General features: G+C 67.8%; 15 protein-coding genes and 2 pseudogenes. 4 read left to right on the top strand and 13 right to left on the bottom strand.

Going from position 1 to position 16,269, the window contains the following annotated elements:
* Positions 1 to 2: 2 nt before the first annotated feature.
* From L2X99_RS02075 to L2X99_RS02050, 6 genes are read right to left on the bottom strand one after another with little or no spacing between them, the layout of a single operon-like run.
* Complete coding sequence (locus tag L2X99_RS02075; protein WP_236135572.1) at positions 3 to 1,994, bottom strand: FAD/NAD(P)-binding protein; 1,992 nt, start codon at positions 1,992 to 1,994, stop codon at positions 3 to 5.
* Positions 1,994 to 2,776 carry an ABC transporter ATP-binding protein gene (locus tag L2X99_RS02070; RefSeq protein WP_236125270.1) on the bottom strand — a complete coding sequence of 261 codons (783 nt, stop codon included), beginning with the start codon at positions 2,774 to 2,776 and terminating at the stop codon, positions 1,994 to 1,996. The genes L2X99_RS02075 and L2X99_RS02070 overlap by 1 nt, the downstream gene beginning before the upstream one ends.
* A complete protein-coding gene (locus L2X99_RS02065; RefSeq protein WP_236125271.1) occupies positions 2,773 to 3,960 on the bottom strand; it encodes a FecCD family ABC transporter permease in 1,188 nt (395 codons plus the stop codon). Before L2X99_RS02065 ends, L2X99_RS02070 begins: the two co-directional genes overlap by 4 nt.
* Before the next feature lie 2 nt (positions 3,961 to 3,962).
* Positions 3,963 to 4,970: an ABC transporter substrate-binding protein gene (locus tag L2X99_RS02060; protein WP_236135571.1), complete on the bottom strand. Its 1,008-nt coding sequence runs from the start codon at positions 4,968 to 4,970 to the stop codon at positions 3,963 to 3,965.
* The gene (locus L2X99_RS02055) at positions 4,910 to 5,053 is read right to left on the bottom strand and encodes a hypothetical protein (protein WP_236135570.1); all 144 of its coding nucleotides are present in this window, start codon (positions 5,051 to 5,053) and stop codon (positions 4,910 to 4,912) included. Before L2X99_RS02055 ends, L2X99_RS02060 begins: the two co-directional genes overlap by 61 nt.
* 41 nt (positions 5,054 to 5,094) lie before the next feature.
* Positions 5,095 to 6,255 carry a peroxidase-related enzyme gene (locus L2X99_RS02050; protein ID WP_236125273.1) on the bottom strand — a complete coding sequence of 387 codons (1,161 nt, stop codon included), beginning with the start codon at positions 6,253 to 6,255 and terminating at the stop codon, positions 5,095 to 5,097.
* 167 nt (positions 6,256 to 6,422) lie between these two features.
* Between L2X99_RS02050 and L2X99_RS02045 the strand changes: the two genes are divergently transcribed.
* Positions 6,423 to 7,253 carry an alpha/beta fold hydrolase gene (locus tag L2X99_RS02045; RefSeq protein ID WP_236125274.1) on the top strand — a complete coding sequence of 277 codons (831 nt, stop codon included), beginning with the start codon at positions 6,423 to 6,425 and terminating at the stop codon, positions 7,251 to 7,253.
* Positions 7,254 to 7,316: 63 nt separating this feature from the next.
* On the opposite strand, the gene nrdF is transcribed toward L2X99_RS02045, so the two are convergent.
* The 4 genes from nrdF to nrdH are packed head-to-tail and all read right to left on the bottom strand — an operon-like array spanning position 7,317 to position 11,183.
* Positions 7,317 to 8,297 carry a class 1b ribonucleoside-diphosphate reductase subunit beta gene (gene nrdF / locus L2X99_RS02040; protein WP_236135569.1) on the bottom strand — a complete coding sequence of 327 codons (981 nt, stop codon included), beginning with the start codon at positions 8,295 to 8,297 and terminating at the stop codon, positions 7,317 to 7,319.
* 43 nt (positions 8,298 to 8,340) lie between these two features.
* Positions 8,341 to 10,500, bottom strand: a complete 2,160-nt coding sequence (gene nrdE, locus L2X99_RS02035) for a class 1b ribonucleoside-diphosphate reductase subunit alpha (protein WP_236125275.1) — start codon at positions 10,498 to 10,500, stop codon at positions 8,341 to 8,343.
* Positions 10,482 to 10,916, bottom strand: coding sequence for a class Ib ribonucleoside-diphosphate reductase assembly flavoprotein NrdI (gene nrdI / locus L2X99_RS02030; protein WP_236125276.1), 435 nt, complete (start codon positions 10,914 to 10,916; stop codon positions 10,482 to 10,484). Before nrdI ends, nrdE begins: the two co-directional genes overlap by 19 nt.
* Positions 10,917 to 10,949: 33 nt before the next feature.
* The gene (nrdH, locus tag L2X99_RS02025) at positions 10,950 to 11,183 is read right to left on the bottom strand and encodes a glutaredoxin-like protein NrdH (protein ID WP_236125277.1); all 234 of its coding nucleotides are present in this window, start codon (positions 11,181 to 11,183) and stop codon (positions 10,950 to 10,952) included.
* Between the two features lie 376 nt (positions 11,184 to 11,559).
* On the opposite strand from nrdH, the pseudogene L2X99_RS02020 reads away from it, so the two are divergent.
* Both L2X99_RS02020 and L2X99_RS02015 read left to right on the top strand, forming a co-directional pair.
* A pseudogene (locus L2X99_RS02020) lies at positions 11,560 to 12,769 on the top strand (MFS transporter).
* Positions 12,766 to 13,668: a sugar kinase gene (locus tag L2X99_RS02015; RefSeq protein WP_236135568.1), complete on the top strand. Its 903-nt coding sequence runs from the start codon at positions 12,766 to 12,768 to the stop codon at positions 13,666 to 13,668. The pseudogene L2X99_RS02020 and the gene L2X99_RS02015 overlap by 4 nt, the downstream one beginning before the upstream one ends.
* Before the next feature lie 10 nt (positions 13,669 to 13,678).
* Here L2X99_RS02015 and L2X99_RS02010 read toward each other — a convergent pair whose 3' ends face one another.
* From L2X99_RS02010 to L2X99_RS02000, 3 genes are all read right to left on the bottom strand, one after another.
* Positions 13,679 to 13,951: a metal-sensitive transcriptional regulator gene (locus L2X99_RS02010; protein WP_236125279.1), complete on the bottom strand. Its 273-nt coding sequence runs from the start codon at positions 13,949 to 13,951 to the stop codon at positions 13,679 to 13,681.
* Between the two features lie 129 nt (positions 13,952 to 14,080).
* Entirely contained in the window at positions 14,081 to 14,494 is a 414-nt protein-coding gene (locus L2X99_RS02005) for a type II toxin-antitoxin system VapC family toxin (protein WP_236125280.1), read from the bottom strand.
* 2 nt (positions 14,495 to 14,496) lie between these two features.
* Positions 14,497 to 14,787 (bottom strand): type II toxin-antitoxin system Phd/YefM family antitoxin, encoded by a 291-nt coding sequence (locus tag L2X99_RS02000; protein ID WP_236125281.1) that lies wholly within the window; start codon positions 14,785 to 14,787, stop codon positions 14,497 to 14,499.
* Positions 14,788 to 14,861: 74 nt separating this feature from the next.
* Here L2X99_RS02000 and L2X99_RS01995 point away from each other — a divergent pair.
* Positions 14,862 to 16,158 (top strand): annotated as a pseudogene (locus L2X99_RS01995) (DUF445 domain-containing protein).
* Positions 16,159 to 16,269 lie beyond the last annotated feature (111 nt).

Raw genomic sequence — 16,269 nt, 5'->3', positions numbered from 1 at the left:
GGTCACCGCGCGAATTCCGCGAGCACCCGCCCGGCATGATCCTCGGCACGCCTGCCGAGGATCACCGCGGCGGCGCGATCCGCGCCGGCCAGCAAGGGCGAGGGCACGCCGGGCGCCGCGCCGATGGCGCTGCCGGGCTGAGTGCTGCTGGCAGGAATGCCGAGCACCAGCACGCGCGGATCCGGCCGCCCCACGGCGTCGACGAGAGACAGCGGATGCTCCGCATCCTGACGCGGGACCGCCTCGACGCTCTCCGTCTCGAACGTTCCGGACGCGTCCTGCAGTGTGTGGATGCGAGCATCTCCGCGATCGATGAGCGCCCGCAGGAGTGGGTCGCTCGTGTTCGGCACCTTGCCCTTGGACATGCGCGTCTCGATGAGGGCGCGCGCCGAGACATCCCTGCCGGTGATCGTGGAGCGCGCCCGGAACGCACCGGTCAGTTCATCGACCGTGATCCACGTGTCCGGTCCGATCAGCCGCACGACACCCGCCTCGATGAGCGCGAGCACCTCGCGCACCCTCGACGCGGGCGGTCCGCTCGCGAGGAACAGGCCGTCGGCGTTGAACCATCCCTGTACGTCGCGCACCTGCGACTCGGCGGTGAGCACTCCCTGCGCGGCGAGACGCGACGCCCGGCCGCCGAGGGTTCCCATGGCACGATTCACCGCCTGACGCGGGCTTCCGGCGGGATCCGACAGCGAATCGAGTTCGTCGTCGACGAGCTTCGACACGAGCGCATCCCACGCGCCGGATGCCACCGCGCGGCCCAGCGTCGGGCGACGCAGTTCCTCGATGCGGAAACGGAGACCCGGGTCGGCGACGAGTGCGGCGAGCGCCGCGTCCGTGCGGGGCACGGCACCGGCCCAGGTGCGGTCGCCGGCGGATGCCGCGTCATCGGCGGCAGCCCGGGCGAGCGCCTCGCGCGCACTGTCCAGCCCGCCTCGCACCGCTCCCGGGTGACGTGCCTCGATGGCCTGCAGCCAGGCGAAGCCGAGCTCCGCGGCGATCGTCGGCCAGATCTCGTCCGCGAAATCCACCGAGTGCGACGCCGCCGACTGCACCTCGTCGAACCATTCCGGGGTCGCGATCGACGGCGTGTATCCGACTGCCGATCCGTCGCCGAGGTCGCCCTTCGAGCGGTACGGGACGCCGCGACGTGATGCGGCATGCACGATCGGCTCCGCACCGCTCGGCACGTAGCGCAGCCGGCCCTGCGGATCATCCGCGACGGGTTCGAAGTGCCCACCGCGCCCTGCGGTCAGTTCGGCGACCACGTCGAAGAAGTTCGCGCCGAGTCCCTGCGCGATGACCGGCTCGCCGGCGGGGACGAGATGCCAGGGCTTCTCCGCCGGCATCCCCGGTTCGATGTACAGCAGCCCGTGGTCCTCGGCGGCCGCGGAGAACATCCGCACCGATGCCGGAGCGAGGGCCTGAACCATGCCCTGCGCGAGCACGACGGTGCGGGCGCGGAACCTCCGTCCGTCGGCGAGGACGACGATGCGCAGGTCGTCGTCGCGCTCGAGTTCGATGACGGAGCCGAGCACCGGCGTCACGCGGGTTCCGCCGCGTCCCGCCACCCGGGCGAGCTGATCGTTGTAGTAGACGCCCTGCAGCCGGCGCGTCGGAAAGGCACCCGGCGTGATGCCGCGCGCCTCCTCAACCGCCCAGGAGACCTCGTGAGCGCCACGAGCGCTCACCTGTTCGACCCATTCCACGAAGGTCGGGCCGTCACCGAGAGGCCCGTCCATCGGCGTCGACGCGTCCGGGTAGATCGTCGTCGCGTCCGAAGTGGTGTTGTTGAGGAACTGCGCGGTCTGGTCCGTGCGCCAGGTGGCCCCGGCGCCGACTTCGACGGCATCGATGACGACGACCGAGACCGGTGCGACGCCTGCCGCCCGCGCGCGGGCGTCGAGCCGCTCGACCGTCGCCACGGCGCGGGGACCTCCGCCGACGATGACGACGTCGACGATCTCGATGCTCCCGTCCGGGGCCACTAGATCTGGTACTCCAGCTCGTGCACGACAGGACGCACCTCGGCGTAGCCGTCGCGCTCCTCGACGGTGACGTCGAGCCCGTACACCTCGCGCAGCAGCTCGGCCTCGAACGCCTCGAGCGGCGAGCCGGATGCGACGATCCGGCCGCCGTTGAGCAGCACGGTCTGATCGCAGAAGCGGCCGGCGTGGTTCAGGTCGTGGATCGCGATGAGCGCGGTGATGCCGCGCTGCCGCGTGATCCATCGCACGAGCTGCAGCGTCTCCACCTGATAGCGCAGGTCGAGGGCGCTGGTGGGCTCGTCGAGCAGCAGCAGCCTCGTGTCCTGCGCGATCGCCCTGGCGACGATCGCCCGCTGCGCCTGACCACCGGACAGCTCGGACAGACGACGGTGTTCGAGTTCGGCGAGTCCCAGCAGCTCGATCGCGTCGTCGACCTTCTGCCAGTCCCTGCGCCCGGGGCGCAGACCGTAGTGGGGCGTGCGTCCGAGCAGGACGGCCTCGCGCACCGTGAGATCGAACGGCGCCTCCGCCGACTGCGGCACGTAGCCGACCGTGCGAGCGTGCTCGCGCCTGCGCAGACCGAGCAGGTCCACTCCGTGAAACCTCACTCGGCCGGCGCTGGGCCTGTTCACGCCTGCGAGGATCTTGGTGAGCGTCGACTTGCCGGAGCCGTTCGGGCCGAGGAGCGCGCAGAAGCTGCCCTCCTGCACCTCGAGCGAGACGCCTCGCAGCACCTTGTGACCCGGGTAGGAGAATTCGATGCCGGTGATATCGAGGCTCATCGGAGACTGCTCCTGCGCGTGAGGATGAGGTTGATGAAGATCGGTGCGCCGATGAAGGCGACCACGATGCCGACGGGGATGACCGCGGGAGCGAGGATGGTGCGGCCGACGGTGTCGGCGACCAGCAGCAGCAGGCCGCCGGTGAGCACCGAGAAGGGCAGCAGGTAGCGGTGGTCCGATCCGATGATCAGGCGCGCGATGTGCGGGCCGACGAGTCCCACGAAGCCGATCACGCCGCAGAAGCTGACCACCACGGCGGCGAGCAGCACCGAGACGCCGATGAGCCCGACCCGCAGGGCTGTCACGTTCACTCCGAGGCTCTTGGCCGCGTCATCCCCGGCGAAGGCGACCGCGTTGAGATCCTTCGCGAACCACAGTGCCACCGGCAGCGCGACCAGCACGACGGCGCCGACGATCTGCACGTCGTTCCAGGTGGCGTCGTTCACCGAGCCGAACGTCCAGCGCACGATCGCCTGCAGCGTGTTCTCGCTGGCCACGAACTGCAGGCCGGCGGTGAGCGCCTCGAAGAGCTGGGTGATCGCGATGCCGAGCAGAAGCAGCGTGGCGACGGCCATGCGCTTCACGGATGCCAGTCCGAGCACGACCGCGGAGACCGCGAGCGAGACGCCGAGGGCGCTGAGGATGATGACCCAGGCGGGCAGCGTCGTGGCGCCTGAGATCGTGATGGCGAGTGCGGCGCCGAACGCCGCCGCGGGCGAGACGCCAAGGGTGAACGGGCTCACCAGCGGGTTGCGCAACAGCCCCTGCATGAGCGCTCCGGCCAGTGAGAGCCCCGCGCCGGCGATGAAGGCGAGCAGTGCGCGAGGGAATCGCAGCTCGGTGATGATCGAGAACGTGCGGGCGAATTCGGTCTCGAGTGTGCCGCCGAAGACCGACAGCTGCACAGACTTCCACACGTCGGCGAGCGTGATGCCCGCCGTTCCGATGACGATCGAGACGCCGACGGCCAGCACGGTGAGCAGCACCGCAACGATCAGAGCGGCCGCCCTGGCACGGGACAGACGGTCGGCGAGAGTGCGGTGCCGGTGGCCGTCGCGCGTGCCGGCATCCGTGTCGCCCTCTTCGGGAGCGAGCACGGGAGAGACGCGCTCGGCGCCGGACGACGCCGGCTCCGGCGCGGTTCCCCGCGCCGGAGCGTCCGTCGGCAGTGTCGACTGCGTCATGCTCAGGATCCCGCGGGAGTGCTGATGTAGGCGTCGGCACCGGCGAAGTCGGTGTCCTGGAACTCGGTGACCCAGCGCTCGAGGTAGTCGTCGGGGTTCACACCCTCGAATGCATCAGGGTGCAGCCAGGTCGCGAGATAGAGCGCTCCGATCGACTTTGCGAGCGCGCTGGTCGCATAGCCGCTGGCGACGTAGACCTGCTCATCGGCGACGGCGTCGATGCGGCCCCAGCCCGGTCGTGCGGAGATCTCGTCGCGGGTCGCGGCGAAACGCGCCTGGGCGACCGGAGTCGCCGCGGGCTCGTACTCGTGGAAGATCAGCGAGGGGTTGCGCACCACGACTTCGGCGGGTTCGACCGTCAGCTCCTCCTGGGCATCGCCGCCGGCGGCGTCCGAGAAGATGTTCTCGCCCTTGGCCGCCTCGATGAGGGCGTGGAAGCCGGAGCCGGGCAGCACGGTGAGGTACGGATCGACGGTCTCGAGATACACCGGCTTCGTCTCGACGCCGCTGAGGTGCTCGTCGAGCACGCCGGTGATCTCGTCGTGGAAGGCCTTCACCTTGTCGGCGCCCTTCTCCTTGCCGAAGATCTCGCCGAGCAGGTCGATCGTGTCGTCGAAGACCTCGTAGTCCCACGCCGTCGCGACCACGACGGGGATGTCGAACGCCTTCAGCTGCGTCGCCGCCTCTTCCCACGGGGCGTTGCGGGGCAGGATCACGACGTCGGGATCGAGGTCGGCGATCGCCTCGTAGTTGAGCTCGTTGAGACCCTGCGCGATCACGTCCGACTTGTCGATCGGCAGGAAGGGCAGCCGCTCGAGCGAGACGCTGTCCACGCCGACGACGGTGTCGCCGGCGCCGATCGCGCGCACGAACTCGTTGCCGTAGCTGTTCAGCACGACCGCCTTCTTCGCGGGACCGTCCAGGGTGACCTCGCGATTCTGGTCGTCGGTCACGGTGATCGCGGTGTCCTGGTCGGCGGCGGCCGGAGCCTCGGGGTGATCGTGCCGCATCCGGCGAGAAGCACGGCGGCGGCGCCGGCGAGCAGGCTGAGCTGGATCGTCCGCGCGGGACGGGAGGTGAGTACGTTCGACATCGGGTTTCCTTCGGGGTGGGGCGGAAGAGCGGGATGCGGGGTCAGGCCTCGACGCGGCTGCCGGGAACGGCGGGCTCGCCGAGGCTGAGCATCAACCGGTTCGCCCACGCGAAGAAGGCCGTCGAGAACACGACATCCGAGATCTCGTCGGACTCCAGCCCGACCGCGCGCAGCGCGACGATGTCGTCCGGCGTCGCCGTGGGCGTGAGCTCGGAGAGCCGTGCGGCGAAGCGGATGACGGCGGTCCAGCGCTCGTCCTGGCCTTCGGCCAGCGGGTCGGTTCCGAGTGCCACGTCGTCGGCGTCGCGCTCGAGCTGCACGGCGAGCAGACGGTCGATGGCGTCGGCGCGTCGTGTCTGGAACTCCGCCTTCCGCGCGTGCACGGATGCGCAGTACACGCAGCCGTTCACCTTGCTGGTGACGGCGGCTGCGAGCTCGCGCTCTCCGCGGGGCAGCCCGTCCTGACCGAGGAACACGGCGTTGTCGAGGGCGCTGCGCGCCTTCAGCACGGCCGGTACCCGGGCGAGCAGACGGAAGTACTCGGAGTTGGTGGTGGCCTTCGCTGCGAAGGACTCCGCCTGCTCTGCGGTCAGCTCGTCGACCTCGATCGCGGGAACCCACGGCTCCCAGGCGAGCACCTCGCGGGTGAAGTGCTGCGGAATCTCGCTGCCGAGGTAGGTGTGCGTCTCGGCGGTGTGCGCCCTGCCGTGCGCGACCGTCTCGCGGACGGCGCCGTCGTATCGGGCCGGACGCTCACCGCCCAGCACCGTGAGGCCGTGCAGCGCCCGGAGCAGATAGCTCTCATAGGCGACGACCTGGCTGATCAGCACGATCTCATCGGCGGTGACGCCGGCGACCTGCAGCGCGAGCTGGTCGTCGCGGGTCACGAGCCCGGGCGACACGGTGACCAGCTCGACGTGCTCGATGATCGCTCGGAGCTTCGGTTCGAAGGGAAGGGCGTCCTCGAGCACAGCCGGGTCGGCGAGTGCGGCGTGGTGCGCGGCCAGTCCGTCGCCGCGCTGATGGCGGGCGACGAGCGCGGCGAGCGCATGCAGCGTCGTCGTCGGGAGTACCTGCGGCGACTCGTAGAGCGCTGCGTAGGCCTCACGGGTGTGCGTCAGCACCTCTTCACGAACGGGCAGATCGGCGGACTCGGCGGCGCGCCCCAGCAGCACGGCCAGGCTGTCGACGGTGGTGGTCACGCTCGTGCTCCTCGGGTCGGTGAAGGGGATGTCGTTCACGCTATGAGGGCAGGTGTTTCGCGACCAGCGGCCGCGTAACCTCGGGAAATCACGTTACGTAACAAAGGACGCGCCGGAATCCTGACACACGCTGATGCCGTGTCCGTGCCTCCTGCGAGGATGCCGGGATGAGCAGCGGTGATACGAGCGATGTGATCCGGTGGCAGGGGCGCGAGGTCTTCTGGGAGCGCATGGGCGAGGGCCCGCCGCTCGTCCTCCTGCACGGGACGCCCTGGTCATCGGCACTGTGGCGCCCGTACGCCGCCGCACTCGCGTCGCACTTCACCGTGTATCTCTGGGACATGCCGGGGTACGGGCGATCGTCCAAGGCTGCGGAGCATCACGTCGACCTCGGCGTGCAGGCCGATGTCTTCGCCCACCTGCTGCGGTGCTGGGGTCTCGAGCGCCCGCACGTCATCGCCCATGACTTCGGCGGCGCCGTCGCGCTGCGGGCGCGGCTGCTGCACGGGGCGCAGTTCCGTTCGCTCTGCCTGGTCGACGTCGTCGCGCTCTCCCCCTGGGGTTCGCCCTTCTTCGCGCTGGTGAAGAAGAACGCCGAGGTGTTCGTTCAGCTCCCGCCGAACATCCATCGCGCGGCGGTGGAGGAGTACGTGCGCGGGGCGAGTCATCGCGGGCTGCGCGACGACGACCTCGACATGCTCGTGAGTCCGTGGCTCGATTCGGCCGGGCAGGCGGCGTTCTACCGGCAGATCGCTCAGGCCGACGAGCGGTTCACGGATGAGATCGAGCCGCGCTACAGCGAGATCACCGAGCCCGTGCACATCGTCTGGGGCACGGACGACACCTGGATCCCCGTCGACAGGGCGCATCGGCTGAGATCAGCGATTCCGCACGCATCACTCGCGCTGATCGAGGGTGCCGGACACCTCATCCTGCTCGACCAGCCCGTCGCGCTCGCGACCGAACTGGGCAGCTGGCTCGACCGCGCGTCCCGCTGAAGACGACGGAGGGGGCGGATGCTGCGTACGCAGCATCCGCCCCTCGTCAGAACCTGTCCTGAGTCAGAAGTCCCAGTCGTCGTCCTCGGTGGCCTCGGCCTTGCCGATGACGTACGACGAGCCCGAGCCGCTGAAGAAGTCGTGGTTCTCGTCGGCGTTCGGCGACAGCGCCGAGAGGATCGCCGGGTTCACGTTCGTCACGGTGGACGGGAACATCGCCTCGTAGCCGAGGTTCATCAGCGCCTTGTTGGCGTTGTAGTGCAGGAACTTCTTGACGTCCTCGGTCAGGCCCACGCCGTCGTAGAGATCCTGCGTGTACTGCACCTCGTTGTCGTAGAGCTCGTACAGCAGCGAGAAGGTGTAGTCCTTCAGCTCGTCGCGCTCGGCCTGGGAGATCTTCTCGAGGCCCTTCTGGTATTTGTAGCCGATGTAGTAGCCATGCACGGCCTCATCGCGGATGATCAGGCGGATGAGGTCGGCCGTGTTCGTCAGCTTCGCCTTGGACGACCAGTAGATCGGCAGGTAGAAGCCCGAGTAGAACAGGAACGACTCCAGCAGCGTGGAGGCGACCTTGCGCTTCAGCGGGTCGTCGCCACGGTAGTAGTCCAGGATGATCTGCGCCTTCTTCTGCAGATTCTGGTTCTCGGTCGACCAGCGGAACGCCTCGTCGATCTCCTTCGTCGACGCGAGCGTCGAGAAGATCGAGGAGTAGCTCTTGGCGTGCACCGACTCCATGAACGCGATGTTGGTGTACACCGCCTCCTCGTGAGGAGTGATCGCATCGGGGATCAGCGAGACGGCGCCGACGGTGCCCTGGATCGTGTCGAGCAGAGTGAGGCCGGTGAACACGCGCATCGTGAGCAGCTGCTCGTCGGGCGTCAGCGTGTTCCACGACTGCACGTCGTTCGACAGCGGCACCTTCTCGGGCAGCCAGAAGTTGCCGGTGAGGCGGTTCCAGACTTCGAGGTCCTTGTCGTCCTCGATGCGGTTCCAGTTGATCGCGTCGACGTGACTGACCAGCTGAAGCTTCGGAGAGGGGGTCATTCTTGTTCCTTGTTCTTCCTGGGTCCCTGAGCCTGTCGAAGGGTCACAGCATGCATGAGACGCACTCGGTCATGTCCGTGCCCTCGAGGGCCATCTGACGCAGCCGGATGTAGTAGATCGTCTTGATGCCCTTGCGCCAGGCGTAGATCTGCGCCTTGTTGATGTCGCGGGTGGTGGCGGTGTCCTTGAAGAACAGCGTCAGCGACAGACCCTGGTCGACGTGCTGGGTGGCAGCCGCGTAGGTGTCGATGACCTTCTCGTAGCCGATCTCGTACGCGTCCTGGTAGTACTCCAGGTTGTCGTTCGACATGAACGGCGCCGGGTAGTACACGCGGCCGAGCTTGCCCTCCTTGCGGATCTCGATCTTCGAGGCGATCGGGTGGATCGACGAGGTCGAGTTGTTGATGTAGGAGATCGAACCGGTCGGCGGCACGGCCTGCAGGTTCTGGTTGTAGATGCCGTGCTGCTGGATCGAGTCCTTCAGCGCAGCCCAGTCCTCCTGCGTGGGGATGTGCTTGCCGGCGAACAGCTCCTTGACCTTCTCGGTCGCGGGCACCCAGGCCTGGTCGATGTACTTGTCGAAGAACTCGCCGGACGCGTAGGTGGAGTCCTCGAAGCCGTCGAAGGCGACGCCGCGCTCGATCGCGAGGGCGTTCGAGGCCCGCAGTGCGTGGAACAGCACCGTGTAGAAGTAGATGTTCGTGAAGTCCAGGCCCTCTTCCGAGCCGTAGAACACGTGCTCGCGGGCGAGGTAGCCGTGCAGGTTCATCTGCCCGAGGCCGATCGCGTGCGAGCGGTCGTTGCCGTCCTCGATCGAGCGCACCGAGCCGATGTGGCTCTGGTTGCTGACCGCGGTGAGCGCCCGGATGGCCGTCTCCACTGTCTTGCCCAGATCGTCGGCGTCCATCGCCAGAGCGATGTTCATCGAGCCGAGGTTGCACGAGATGTCCTTGCCGATCTGGCTGTACGAGAGGTCCTCGTTGTAACTGGTCGGCGTGTTCACCTGCAGGATCTCGCTGCACAGGTTGGACATGTTGATCCGGCCCTTGATCGGGTTGGCCCTGTTCACCGTGTCCTCGAACATGATGTACGGGTAGCCCGACTCGAACTGGATCTCGGCGAGGGTCTGGAAGAACTCGCGCGCGTTGATCTTGGTCTTCTTGATACGAGGGTCGTCGACCATCTCGCGGTACTTCTCGGTGACGGAGATGTCACCGAAGGGCACGCCGTAGACGCGCTCGACGTCGTACGGCGAGAAGAGGTACATGTCCTCGCCGTTCTTCGCCAGCTCGAACGTGATGTCGGGCACGACCACACCCAGCGACAGGGTCTTGATGCGGATCTTCTCGTCGGCGTTCTCGCGCTTGGTGTCGAGGAACCGCATGATGTCGGGGTGGTGCGCGTTCAGGTACACCGCACCGGCACCCTGACGCGCGCCGAGCTGGTTGGCGTAGCTGAAGCTGTCCTCGAGCAGCTTCATGACCGGGATGATGCCCGAGGACTGGTTCTCGATCTGCTTGATCGGAGCACCCGATTCGCGGATGTTGCTCAGCAGCAGCGCCACACCGCCGCCGCGCTTGGACAGCTGCAGGGCGGAGTTGATGCCGCGGGCGATCGACTCCATGTTGTCCTCGATGCGCAGGAGGAAGCAGCTGACGAGTTCGCCGCGCTGCGCCTTGCCGGCGTTGAGGAACGTCGGGGTGGCCGGCTGGAAACGGCCGGAGATGATCTCGTCGACCAGTGAGGTCGCGAGCTTCTCGTCGCCGTCGGCGAGGGCGAGGGCGGTCATCACGACGCGGTCCTCGAAGCGCTCGAGGTAGCGCTTGCCGTCGAAGGTCTTCAGCGTGTAGCTGGTGTAGTACTTGAACGCGCCGAGGAACGTCTCGAACCGGAACTTCTTGCCGTAGGCGAAGTCGTTGAGCTTCGTGATGAAGTCGAACGAGTACTTCTCGATGACCGCCGGTTCGTAGTACTCCTTCTCGACCAGGTAGTCGAGGCGCTCCTTGAGGGAGTGGAAGAACACCGTGTTCTGGTTCACATGCTGCAGGAAGTACTCCCGCGCAGCGCGCTTGTCGGCGTCGAACTGGATCTTCCCGTTCGCGTCGTACAGATTCAGCATCGCATTGAGGGCGTGATAATCGAGCCCCTCGTATGCCGGGTTCGCCTTGAACGCCACCGTCTCCGTCACTGTGCTGTCCACCATCGTTCCAATCCGTCGCTCACGCGATCGACGTCGTCCTGCGTGCCGAAGAGTTCGAACCGGTACAAGTGCGGCACGCGGCACTTACGGCTGATGATTTCGCCCGCGAGGCAGAACGCCTCGCCGAAATTCGTGTTTCCCGCGGAGATCACTCCCCTGATCAGGCTGCGGTTGCGCTCATCGTTGAGGAACCGGATGACCTGCTTCGGAACGGCGCCCTTCTCCTCATCGCGCCCCTGACCGCCCCCGTAGGTGGGAGTGACGAGCACGAACGGCTCGTCGACGACGAGCGGTTCGTCCGTCCGGTGCAGCGGGATGCGGCGTGCGGGGAGGCCCAGCTTGTCGATGAAGCGGGCGGTGTTCCCCGAGACGCTCGAGAAGAAGACCAGGAGCGGCGCGGCTGTCGCTACAGCGCTCATGGATCCCCTCCTTGGGTTGGTGAGCCTGTCGACCTATGCCAGCCGCGAGGCCAGCTCGTCGATCTTGTCGGGACGGAACCCCGACCAGTGGTCCTCGTCGGTGACGACGACCGGAGCCTGCAGGTAGCCCAGCGCCTTGACCTGCTCGAGCGCGGCGGCGTCCTCGGAGAGGTCGTGGATCTCGTACTCGATGCCCTTGGCATCGAGCGCGCGGTAGGTGGCGTTGCACTGCACGCACGAAGGCTTGGTGTAGACGGTGATCGACATCTCTTCCCCTCAAAATCGTTGTCTTCCCGGCAGGCCCCCGCCGGGACTTCAATACTACATATAGGGACGGACATCGGGGCCGACCACAAGGGATAGTAGTTACATCTCTGTAGTTTTCCACCGTTCTCCACCGCTTCAGCACAGGTTCTCCACGCATCCATCCACAGTTCGGACACCCCCTCCGGCGCCCGGGAACCGCGAGATCCTGCGGACCGCAGAGGCCGGATCGGAATCCATCCACAGACCGCACGCTACGCCCGGCCTCCGACATCCGATTTTCTGTGGAGAGGTCGCTCCGGCGTGTCGCGGCGTGTCGCCGCATCCGCTCCCTCCACGACGCTCGCGCCGCCCCGCTCGCCGCCGATATCGTTGCCTGGTGGCGGGATATCGGGACCTTCTTCGCACGCCAGGCGTCGGACGCATGATCGCCGCGCAGCTGCTGGCGCGGTTCCCCAACGGCATGATGAGCCTGGCGATCCTCATGCACGTCGAGCAGCAGTCCGGATCGTACGGCGAGGCCGGGCTCGTGCTCGCGGCGACGTCTGTCGGACAGGCCGTCGCCGGCCCCGTGACGAGCCGGTGGATGGGCGCCTGGGGAATGCGCCGCGTGCTCTCTCTGACCCTGGTCGTGTGCACGCTGTCCGTGCTGGGCCTCGCCCTGCTGCCCCTCTCACTGCCCGGGTACATGGTCGCAGGCCTGCTCGCCGGTCTGGCCACCCCTCCCGTGCAGTCAGCGGTGCGCACCATCTACCCCAAGCTGGTGAACGCCTCGCAGCTGACGCCGCTGTTCTCGCTGGACGCGTCGCTGCAGGAGATCATCTGGATCGTCGCGCCGGTCGTGATCACCCTGGTCTCCACCGGCGTCGGCACCGTGCAGGGCCTGCTGCTGGTGGCCCTCATCCTCGTCGTCGGCGGCGGGTGGTTCATCCTCTCCCCCGAGGTCGGACGGGTGCGCATCCCGCGCAGCCGCCGCGCGTTCGGCCGTGTCGTGCTCAAGCCGCCGGTGATGCTCGCCACCGTGATCGGCTTCCTGCTCATCGGGGCCTGCTCCGCCGTCGAGGTGGGCGTGGTCGCGACCTTCGGCCACGGCGGGCTCGAGGCGGGGCTCGTGCTCGCGGTGTTCTCCGCGGGCAGCCTGGTCGGCGGGCTCGGCCTCGGTCACATCCCGATCGGCCCGTGGGCGATGGCGCGCCGCCTCACGATCGTCGCGATCGGTCTGATGCTGACCATGGTGTCACTGAACGTGTTCTGGCTCGGCGGCACGCTGTTCGCCGCCGGCATCGGCATCGCACCGGCGCTCGCAGTGCTGTTCGCGATCACGACCGCGAGCGTGAAGTTCTCCGAGACCGCCGGAGGCGTTCGGCTGGGCCGGCACCGGCCAGCTGATCGGCGCTGCAGCCGGGTCCGCCGCCGCCGGCTTCCTCATCGACCACGACGGCCCGCAGGGCGCCTACCTCGCGGCGGCCCTGTTCGCGATCGCCGGCGTCATCGTCGCGGTGGTGTTCGTCAAGGCGTTCCCCGACCTGCGGCATCGCGACCCCAGCCCGTACCCCGACACAGAACCTGTGAACACCCAGACATCATGAGACCGCACACCGGCACCGCCCCCGACGTCATCTGCCTCGGCGAGCCCCTGGCTCTGTTCACCGCGGCGGATGGGCCGCTCGCCACCTCACCGACCGCGACCATCGGTCTCGGCGGGGCGGAATTCAACGTGGCGGCCGGCCTCGTGGCCGCCGGCCATCGTGCCGCCTACGCCACCCGGCTGGGCTCCGACCCGCTCGGCGCGCGCATCGCGGCCGACCTGCGGCTGCGCGGGGTCGAGCCGTGGATCGGCTGGGACGAGGATGCTCCCACGGGCCTGATGATCAAGGACCCCGGCGTCGACGGTTCGCACGTGCTCTATTACCGAGCAGGGTCCGCGGCATCGCGCATGGCTCCGGGATTCCTCGCGCCGGATCGCTTCATCGGCACGAGGATCGTGCACACCAGCGGCATCCCGCTGGCGATCTCCGCATCCGCTCGCGCCCTGGTCGATGAGGTCTTCGGCCTCGCCCGCGCGGCCGGCGCGCTCGTGTCGTTCGACGTGAACGACCGCCGTGCGCTGTGGCCGCTCGAAGAGGCGGGGCCCGTCCTCCGGCGATTCGCGGATGCCGCGGACATCGTCTTCGTCGGGCGGGACGAGGCCGAGCGCGTCTGGGGCACACCGACCGCGGACGACATCCGCGCTCTCCTGCCCCGCACCGCTCTGCTCGTCGTCAAGGACGGTGACATCGGCGCGACCGCCTACTCCGCGGAAGAGGCCCCCGTGTTCGTGCCGGCACCGTCCGTCGACGTCGTCGAACCGGTCGGAGCCGGTGACGCGTTCGCCGCAGGGTTCCTCGGTGCGACGCTCGAGGACCTCCCGCTCGCCGAGCGCCTCGCTCGCGGGCACGCCTCCGCCGGACGAGTGCTGCGGATCGCGGGGGACCTGCCTCCCGTCTGACCGCGCCCTCTCATTTCGAGTGGAAGTCGAACGCCTTCAGCAGTTCGTCGACGGCCTGCTCCCGCTGTTCGCCGCCCTCCTCGAACATGTCCGTCACGTGGGTGCGCAGGTGGTTCTCGAGAAGCAGTCGGTTCAGCGACTCGAGAGAGCGCTGGACGGCCCTGGACTGGGTGATGATGTCCATGCAGTACTCGTCGTTCTCGATCATCCGCGCGATGCCGCGCAGCTGCCCCTCGAGGATGCTGGTGCGGTGCAGAGCACGCTTCTTGATGTCTTCGATCACAGATCGAGGTTACCCGGCGTGGCTGTCAGGCGATGCGGTCCTTCGGACGCCAGAAGGATGAGTCGAAGGCGCTACTACGGCGACGAGGTCATGAAGGTCTACGACATTGACTGAGGCTGCCAGAAGGCATCAATCACCTGAGAACGGGTTGATCACCCGCAGCCCCGGCACGTCGAAGTCCTTCTCGTTCCGAGTGACGACGGTCAGGTCGTGGTGAAGAGCGGTGGCGGCGATCAGCGCATCCGCCCATGGTCGACGGTCGGGTACGTCCAACCGTGCGAAGACCCTCGCGATCTCCGGAGTGACCGACAGGATGCGACCTTCCAGACCCGATCGCACGGTCGTCAACCAACCACGTAGCGCTGTCGCCTGGCGCGGATCTCGACGTTGCAGATGCAGCACGCCGCGTTCCAGCTCGTAGTCGGTGATCGCACTCATGAACGTGACTTCGGGAGGCGTGTCTGCGAGCCAGGTCCGCATGGTCTCACCGAGCAAGCCGGGGCGACGTGATTCGGAATACGCGTTGGTATCGAGCAGGTACACGGTCAGAACTCGATCGGCGGACGGCCGAAGTCCGTCTTTCGATCAGTCTCGATTTCAGCCATGATGCGATCGAATTCCCCGTCATCATGCTCGAGGTCCTCAGCCGACATCGCCAGCAACTCAAGAAGCGAGCCACCTCCAGCCGCTTGTGGTCGAAGTTTCTGGTACTCGGCGACGCTCAGCAGCACGTAGGCGGGTTCACCGTGTCGCGTGACCAGCACCGGTTCGTCGTCAGCGACGCGCTGCGCTTTCGCCACCGACTGGTTGAACTCCCGTGCACTCATGGTGAACATCGTGCCCCTCCCCGAAAGAAGTAGTGATAGTACTACACACTCTACGCGCCTGTGGCGCATGAAAGGATGAGGGCATGTCGCGTACCCCGATGGCGGAGCTGTCCGCCGCCGATCAGGAGCGGCTGCGCGGTCTGCGGCTGATGAAGGCCGTCGCGCTGGGCGCGCTCCTGTTCATGGCCGTCGCGTTCGTCTTCGCGTTCGCGTTCCAGGAGCGCTTGCCGTGGCTCGCGTACGTGCGGGCCGCGGCCGAGGGCGGCATGGTCGGCGCCCTGGCGGACTGGTTCGCAGTCACCGCACTGTTCCGGCATCCGCTCGGCCTGCCGATCCCGCACACCGCGATCATCCCGAACCGAAAGGACGAGATCGGACGCAGCCTGGGCGAGTTCGTGGAGACGAACTTCCTCTCCGGCGAGGTCGTGCGCACCAAGCTGGAGCAGACCGAGGTCGCGCGGCGTCTCGGCGAATGGCTGAGCGACCCTTCGACGGGCTCCGCGACCCAGACGCACGCGGAGCGCGTCGCCGCCGGAGGGGGCGACGGTCGCGACCGCCGTGCTGCACGCGCTGAGCGACGACGACGTCCGCGACGTGATCGCCGACCTCGCGCGCCAGCATCTGGTCGATCCGGAATGGGGGCCACCCGCCGGGGCATGGCTCGAGCGCATCGTCGACTCCGGCGCGCACCACGGCGCCGTCGATCTCGCTGTGGACAGCATCGTGACCTGGCTCGATGCGAACGCGCAGGCGTTCCGAGGTCTGGTGTCGCGGCGCCTGCCATCCTGGGTGCCGTCCATCGGGCATCGGATGGTGGACGAGACGGTCTATCGCGAGGCCGTGAAGTTCGCACACGCCGTCCAGGCCGATCCCCGGCATCCGGCCCGGATCGCGATCGACGGCTACCTCACCCGCCTCGCCGACCGTCTGCAGCACGATCCGTCCATGCGCACGCGGCTGGAGAACGCCAAGGCCGGGCTGTTCGACAGCCCGCGCGTCGCCGCCCTCGCGGCCGAGACGTGGCAGGCCGCGAAGACCGGGCTGATCCACGCGCTGGACGACCCGCACAGCGGGCTGCGCACCAGGGCGGCGTCGGCCATCGCCGACATCGGCACGAGGCTGACGACGGATGCCGCCCTGCAGCGCCGCGTGGACGGGTGGGTGACCGACGCCGCGGTCTTCGCCGTCGACCGCTACCGGCACGACATCGCGTCGATCATCACCGACACCATCGAGCGCTGGGATCCCGCCGAGACCACCGAGAAGATCGAGCTCATGGTCGGCCGTGACCTGCAGTACATCCGCTTGAACGGCACCGTCGTCGGCGCTCTCGCGGGTCTCGCGATCTTCGCGGTCGCGCATGCCGTGATCCCGGTGTGACCCGCCGGCGTGCGATCGGCCCCTAGGCTGGCACCATGATCGACCCCGCGTGTGTCTTCGCCTGGACAGGACGAGGCCGATCGGCGACCGAACGGTCGCGCCGAACGGTCA

It is taken from the genome of Microbacterium sp. KUDC0406, from assembly GCF_021582875.1.
In the GTDB taxonomy this organism is placed as follows: Bacteria; Actinomycetota; Actinomycetes; order Actinomycetales; family Microbacteriaceae; genus Microbacterium.
This window is presented reverse-complemented; position numbering and strand designations above follow the sequence as displayed.

Excerpts from the sequence above, each read along its gene's own strand:
- L2X99_RS02070 (WP_236125270.1), bottom strand. The coding sequence starts at position 2,776 with ATGAGCCTCGATATCACCGGCATCGAATTCTCCTACCCGGGTCACAAG.
- L2X99_RS02065 (WP_236125271.1), bottom strand. The coding sequence starts at position 3,960 with ATGACGCAGTCGACACTGCCGACGGACGCTCCGGCGCGGGGAACCGCG.
- L2X99_RS02060 (WP_236135571.1), bottom strand. The coding sequence starts at position 4,970 with ATGCGGCACGATCACCCCGAGGCTCCGGCCGCCGCCGACCAGGACACC.
- L2X99_RS02055 (WP_236135570.1), bottom strand. The coding sequence starts at position 5,053 with ATGTCGAACGTACTCACCTCCCGTCCCGCGCGGACGATCCAGCTCAGC.
- L2X99_RS02045 (WP_236125274.1), top strand. The coding sequence starts at position 6,423 with ATGAGCAGCGGTGATACGAGCGATGTGATCCGGTGGCAGGGGCGCGAG.
- nrdF (WP_236135569.1), bottom strand. The coding sequence starts at position 8,297 with ATGACCCCCTCTCCGAAGCTTCAGCTGGTCAGTCACGTCGACGCGATC.
- nrdE (WP_236125275.1), bottom strand. The coding sequence starts at position 10,500 with ATGGTGGACAGCACAGTGACGGAGACGGTGGCGTTCAAGGCGAACCCG.
- nrdI (WP_236125276.1), bottom strand. The coding sequence starts at position 10,916 with ATGAGCGCTGTAGCGACAGCCGCGCCGCTCCTGGTCTTCTTCTCGAGC.
- nrdH (WP_236125277.1), bottom strand. The coding sequence starts at position 11,183 with ATGTCGATCACCGTCTACACCAAGCCTTCGTGCGTGCAGTGCAACGCC.
- L2X99_RS02015 (WP_236135568.1), top strand. The coding sequence starts at position 12,766 with ATGAGACCGCACACCGGCACCGCCCCCGACGTCATCTGCCTCGGCGAG.
- L2X99_RS02000 (WP_236125281.1), bottom strand. The coding sequence starts at position 14,787 with ATGTTCACCATGAGTGCACGGGAGTTCAACCAGTCGGTGGCGAAAGCG.